This is a genomic window from Trichocoleus sp. DQ-A2 (genome assembly GCF_039961915.1).
GTDB lineage: Bacteria > Cyanobacteriota > Cyanobacteriia > Cyanobacteriales > FACHB-T130 > FACHB-T130.
In genome coordinates this window covers 124,066-130,460 of record NZ_JAMPKD010000019.1, presented here as the reverse complement: position 1 = coordinate 130,460, position 6,395 = coordinate 124,066, and the positions used below count along the sequence as shown (strand labels likewise).

Here is a 6,395-nt window from a genome sequence, read left to right as displayed (position 1 = left end):
GGCTAGTCAGCCAAGGAATACCATTTTGGAGAAACGGGATAATTTTAGTGTTGACTAATACCTGATTCAACAGACCGTTTTCTGCATAAAGCCAGTTCCAAGCAATCCCCGCCACCACCATTGAAATGACTACAGGTGTGTAATAAGCTGCCCGAAGCCAGCTAATTCCACGTAGTTTTTGGTTAACCAGAATCGCTAGTCCTAGCGATGCCACAACTAAAATCGGCACTACAAAAATCAGGTAAAGCAGAGTATTCCACAGCGTCTGCCAAAACACTGTATCGGTCCACAGACGCCGAAAATTCTTAAAACCCACCCATTCTGGCGCTTGACCAATCAGAGTATATTCCGTAAAAGAAAGGTAAAACGCTTGTAAGGCAGGCCAGAAAACGGTTAGTCCCAAAAGCAACAAAGCAGGCAGCAAAAACAGATAAGGCGTTAATCTTTGTTTAGCGAAAATTCCATCTTTTGGCATCCAATGCTGCATATTAAAAAACTATTAGCAATTAGTAATTAGAAATCCTTCAATTAGCGATTCGAGTGTAGTCTATTTTACTGTTGTTGGAAACTTCAGGGTAGTTTAATATACACTAACCATCCTGAAAGGAGCAGCAATTCGCTGCCTCGCCGCAGCTGACAAGCTTTCTCCCAGCTTTACATTATTTCTGTAGGAGACGCCGAGAGTGGAGCGGTTAGAACCAGTTGATCTCGTTGATCTCAAGGAAAACATCAGGGGACTGGGAACACCGTTTGAAATGACTTATACGTTGCAGACAGAAGATGCATTACAAGAGTGCCCTGTTTCAACGGGACAATCCCTATCCGGAGTTCGTCCCCTTTCAACCCTGATGAGTAACTTACCTGGCATGGCCTACCGTTGCCGCAACGACCAGAGCTGGACAATGGAAGCGGTCAGCGAGGACTGCTATCAGCTCACTGGTTACTCTCCGTTTGAACTCATTGGCAACCGAGAAATCTGCTATGCCCAACTGATTCATCCCGACGACCGAGAGCAGGTGTGGAACGCCATACAAGCCGCTGTGCAAGAATATAGACCCTTCCAGCTTGTCTACCGCATCATCACAGCGGCGGGAGAAGAGAAATTTGTCTGGGAACAGGGTTGTGGAGTTTTCTCCCAATCGGGAGAACTGCTGGCGCTGGAGGGCTTGATCATGATTTCAATCCCTAATCGGGATTTAGACCCCCGCCCCGCTAACACTCTACACCCCTTTGCGAATACGTCTATTGACGTATCTGAGCGCCAGCGGGCTGAAGAAGAAATTAAACTGTTGCAAATCCTAACCCAGGCAATTAGTGCTGCGCCTGATTTTCACACTGCACTTTCAGTCGCGCTACGTCAAGTGTGTGAAACGACCGGCTGGAATTTTGGTGAAGCTTGGATACCCAGCTCAGACGACACAGTTTTAGAATGCAGTCCGGCTTGGTACAGCAGCACTTTAGAATTAGAGGTTGAAACGTTACAACAGTTACAGGTTGAAAGGTTGAAACTGGAAGGTTTAAATCAACCTGCTAACTTTCAATCGGCTAACCTGCAATCCAACACTAAGCTGCAATCAGAACTGCCCCTAACCCTGAGCGAGTTCCGGCGGCAGAGCGAAATGTTGAAGTTTTCACCGGGAATTGGGCTACCGGGACGAGTTTGGTTATCCAAGCAGCCAGAGTGGATTCCCGATGCTTCGATTGAGCCGCCCCCATTTTTTATCCGGACTCAGTTCGCCAGAAATTGTGGACTCAAAGCGGGATTTGCCGTGCCGATTCTCTCTAAAGATCGGGTAGTGGCAATTCTCACTTTCTTCCTGTTTGAATCTCGCCAGAAGGACAAGCGACTGGTTGAGCTGGTGTCAGCAGTAGCAGCGCATCTGGGAACCGTGATGCAGCAAAAACAAGCGGAAGCTGCCCTGAGGGAAAGCCAGCGCCGTCTGGCAAGTTTGATTGACTCCTTGCCAGGGATTGTGTTTTCTTGTGGAAATGACCCAGCGTGGTCGATGACTTACATTAGTGAAGGTTGCTTTAAGCTGACTGGGTATCACAGTGAAGAATTGATTGGCGATCGCGCGGTGTCTTATGATTCCATTACTCATCCTGAAGATTTACCCAAAGTTTTAGAAGCGATCGCTACGGGAATCACGCTTCTGAAACCTTATGTTGTGGAATATCGCATTCTTACCAAATCAGGTGTAGAAAAATGGGTTTGGGAAAAAGGAGCGGCAGTTTGTGACAGCGCCGGTAAAGTTCTCGGACTCGAAGGCTTCATCACCGATATCACCGAGCGCAAGCGGACAGAAGAGGCTCTACAGCAAGCGGAAGCAAAATATCGCAGTATCTTTGAGAATGCAATTGAGGGGATTTTCCAGACAACGCCCGACGGACAGTATATTAGTGCCAATCCCGCTCTGGCACGCATTTATGGATATGAGTCTCCGACAGAACTGATGGCGCGTCTGACGGATATTAAGCAGCAACTATACGTTGATCCGAACCGGCGTGCTGAGTTTACGCGCCTGTTGCAAGAACACGATGCCGTTTCAGAGTTTGAGTCCGCGGTTTCCCGCCAAGATGGCAGCATCATTTGGATTTCGGAAAATGCCCGTGCGGTGCGCGATTGTGAAGGTAAGCTGCTTTACTACGAAGGCACGGTGGAAGATATTACCGAGCGCAAACGGGCAAAGGAGCATCTGCGGGAGCGGGCGTTTTATGATATCTTAACCGGCTTGCCCAACCGAGCTTTGTTCATGGAGCGCCTCAGTCAAGCGGTGGAGCGAGCCAAACAGTGTCAAGATTTTCAGTTTGCGCTGCTGTTTGTAGATTTGGATGGCTTCAAAAAAGTGAACGACAGTTTGGGGCATCTGGTTGGGGATAAATTATTGGTGGCGTTAGCGGAGCGGCTGCTTCGCTGCGTCGCTCGCCGTCTCGAAACCTGCGTGCGTGCTGAAGACATCGTCGCTCGTTTGGGGGGAGATGAATTTACCCTGCTTTTGGAAGCTATTGACGACCTGAGTCACGCCACCAGCATCGCCGAACGAATCAACCGAGAACTGATACCGCCTTTCTATCTCGACGGACACGAAGTTTTTACTGCCGCAAGTATTGGCATTGTTCTCAGCAGCGGCTACGATCGACCTGAAGACCTCCTGCGCGATGCCGATACAGCCTTGTATCGTGCCAAAGCGCTAGGAAAGGGACGGTATGAGGTGTTTGACCAAACGATGCACTCAAGTGCCCGGTGAAAGGAAATGATTCCCGGTCTTCCTTTCTCCAGCGGAGGGGGGTGGGGGGATAGAGATGGTTCCCAATCAATTTTTATAATTGAGATGCTGCTGTTGCAGTTGAGCGCAATTACAAATTTGGGTATCCATTTAACAAAACCTTTTAGAAAATTTTGGATGGTAGATTTCGGATTGAGGTTGAATTCGCAAGGGAACTAAAGGCGATCGCGTACAGCCCTTTGGGCATGAAAACAGCGAAGCGAGGCGTTAGCCTAGCGCTGAAAGAGTCAGTTCGCGTCTCTACCAAATTGAGAGTTGGAAAAAATTAAACCTAGCAGCATTAAGCAAAATTGTTATAAACGGTCGCATCAACGCTGTTGCGACTCCTTTGGGAAAACAGCAGATGTATGAACTGGCAATTCCCTGAAAAGTCCAAAATTCAAAGTTTAAAAGTAGAAGAAAAAGAAAAAGAAAAAAAATCCTTTATTGCTAATTTTGCTTTTTTCTTTTTTCCTTCTTTAATCGTTGCAAGTGGTTTGGTGCTAGGGATTTGGCAACCACTGGAACAGCTTGCTTATCGGGGTTTATTCCGCCTCCGGGGAACGATGCCTTGGGATGAACGGGTGGTGTTGATTGACATTGATGATGCCAGTTTAAAGGAACTGGGTCGCTTTCCTTGGCCTCGCAAGCAATACACCCAGTTGCTGAATCAACTGTCCGCAGCAGAGCCTAGTGTGGTGGTATTGGACGTGCTGATGCCCGAAAGTAGTCCGGAAGATGCACAGATGGCGGCGGCGATGGAAAAAGTGGGTCAGGTGGTGTTGGCGCAGGGGTGGGATCGGACAAATACCCCTTTGCGTCCAACTCTAGAATTGAGTAAAAGCGCGATCGCAATCGGACATATTGCCAACCACAAGGATAGCGATGGTTTAACTCGCCAAGTTGTACCGCAACTTGAAGGCGTGCCTCTTTTAAGCATCGCGGCTTCCCAGGTTTATTCACTGGTGAAAGAGCCGGTAAAACTCCCACCGATGAATCAACCGCTGCTCGTGAACTGGCCCGGTGAGGTGCTTCAGGCACCGCACTATTCCTTTGTTTCAGTCCTTCAGGGGAAAGTTCCTGCCTCGGCATTCAAGGGAAAGATTGTGATGGTGGGCGTCACAGCAGCCGCTCTCGATCCTCTAAATACTCCGTTTGACGGTCATCCACCCGCGAGTGGAATTCACCTGCACGCTACCGTTCTGAATAATCTCTTGCAACAAAACTTTCTGAAAGCCCCAGACCCCAAGTGGATTCTGGTTTTCCTGTTGCTGGGCGGGCCAATGCTTGGCTTCACGCTCAACCGCTATCGGGCCAGACACCAGCTGATTGCAGTCGTTAGTCTTTGTAGCGGCTGGGTCATTGTCAGTGTAGTGCTTTTGCGGGTGGGTTACTTGATGCCGGTCGTGTCACCCGTGGGATTATTTTGTTTAACGGCAGCGAGCTTGAGCATCCAAGAGCGTCTGCGAATGAAAGCGCAGCTTCAACACATTGAGCAGCAGCAGCAGCAACGGCAACTTTATGACTCGCTGACGGGTTTGCCCAATCGAACCTTATTTATGGAGCGGTTGGAGGTTGCCCTAGAACGTACCTATCAGTTTGAAAATTATCTATTTGCGGTACTGTTTGTGGATCTCGACCGATTTAAGGTGATTAACGACAGCTTGGGGCATACGGTCGGAGATAAACTACTCGTCGCGATCGCTCATCGGCTCTGTACTCTGATGCGCCCCAGAGATACAGTGGCACGTCTTGGCGGAGACGAGTTCACGATCCTGCTGGAGGAGATTCAGCAACTGGGTGACGCGACCCGCGTTGCCGAGTCAATCCACGAAGCCCTCGCATCCCCTTTTTACCTTGATGGACATGAAGTATTCGCCGCCGCCAGTATTGGCATTGCCCTGAGCCGGAGAGCCGGAGAGCCGGAGAATCGGAGAGTGGGACAGGATGGTAAGACAATTCCCTTCCTCACGCCTTCTACCGTTCCTTCACCCAACACTCAAAAGGGGCAAGAACCCGTACTTAACCCGGAGTGGGACTTGCTGCGCGATGCCGACATTGCCTTATCTCAGGCAAAAATAATGGGGAAAGGGCGTTATGCAGTGTTCCACACGACTTTGCATGCACGCGCGATCGCACTTTTACAATTAGAAACCGACCTGCGTCTGGCAATTGGGGCTTTATCTAAGGAAGGTTTTGAGTTCTCCGTTTTGAGTTCTCCTTTACAAGATGAAAATTCAAAACTCAAAACTCCAAACTTAAAACTTTTACCTAACTCTGAGTTTCGGGTTTACTACCAGCCTATCGTGTCCCTCTCAACCGGCAAAATTACTGCCTTTGAGGCACTCGTGCGCTGGCAGCATCCCAAGAGAGGATTAGTTTCCCCGCTTGAGTTTATTCCCGTTGCAGAAGAAACCGGACTAATGGCGCAACTGGATTGGTGGGTATTGCGCGAAGCCTGCTGCCAGATGCGTGCTTGGCAAGAAAGATTCGTTCAGAATAGTGAACCCTCAACATCCAACTATGAACAATTAACAATTGGCGTAAATCTTTCTGCGATGCAGTTTGCCCAATCTGACATGGTTCAGCAGATCGATCGAATTGTTCGGGAGACTGGTTTGGAAACTCGCAGTTTAAAGCTAGAGATTACTGAAACTTGCTTGCTCGAAGATGCCGATGCCGTAACCGCTATGCTTGAGCAGCTCAGAGCCTTGGAAGTGAAAGTGGGAATTGACGACTTTGGCACCGGCTATTCTTCCTTGGGGCGTCTGCATTGCTTACCAATTGATACCTTGAAAATTGACCGCTCCTTTATTAGCGGCATGGGAGATGAGGAAAATCGCTGGGAAATTGTCCAGACAATTATGACGCTGGCTCACAATCTGGGGATGGATGTGGTTGCCGAAGGTATCGAAACCGCAGAGCAGATGCTTCAGCTCAAGCGGCTGCAATGTGAATATGGCCAGGGATACTTTTTTTCTAAGCCGGTAGATGCACCGGCAGCTGAGGCGTTATTGGCAGCACAGCCGCAGTGGTGATAAAAATCAAAAATTGCCTCAAATCGGCAAGGCAATATCAGCCGTTGAAACTGGGAAAAATTTGAGAGTTGAAATAGAATTCCAACATCTC

The 6,395-nt window shown here is 48.9% G+C and carries 2 protein-coding genes and 1 pseudogene; 2 read left to right on the top strand and 1 reads right to left on the bottom strand.

Annotation, left to right across the window (positions count from 1 at the left end; all coding sequences use genetic code 11):
• A pseudogene (locus NC997_RS19100) lies at positions 1–487 on the bottom strand (sugar ABC transporter permease); the annotation flags it as partial.
• Positions 488–683: 196 nt separating this feature from the next.
• Between NC997_RS19100 and NC997_RS19095 the strand changes: the two are divergent.
• Positions 684–3,248 (top strand): PAS domain-containing protein, encoded by a 2,565-nt coding sequence (locus tag NC997_RS19095; protein ID WP_190526174.1) that lies wholly within the window; start codon positions 684–686, stop codon positions 3,246–3,248.
• 386 nt (positions 3,249–3,634) lie between these two features.
• The gene (locus tag NC997_RS19090) at positions 3,635–6,304 is read left to right on the top strand and encodes an EAL domain-containing protein (RefSeq protein WP_277881799.1); all 2,670 of its coding nucleotides are present in this window, start codon (positions 3,635–3,637) and stop codon (positions 6,302–6,304) included.
• The last annotated feature ends 91 nt before the right edge of the window (positions 6,305–6,395 follow it).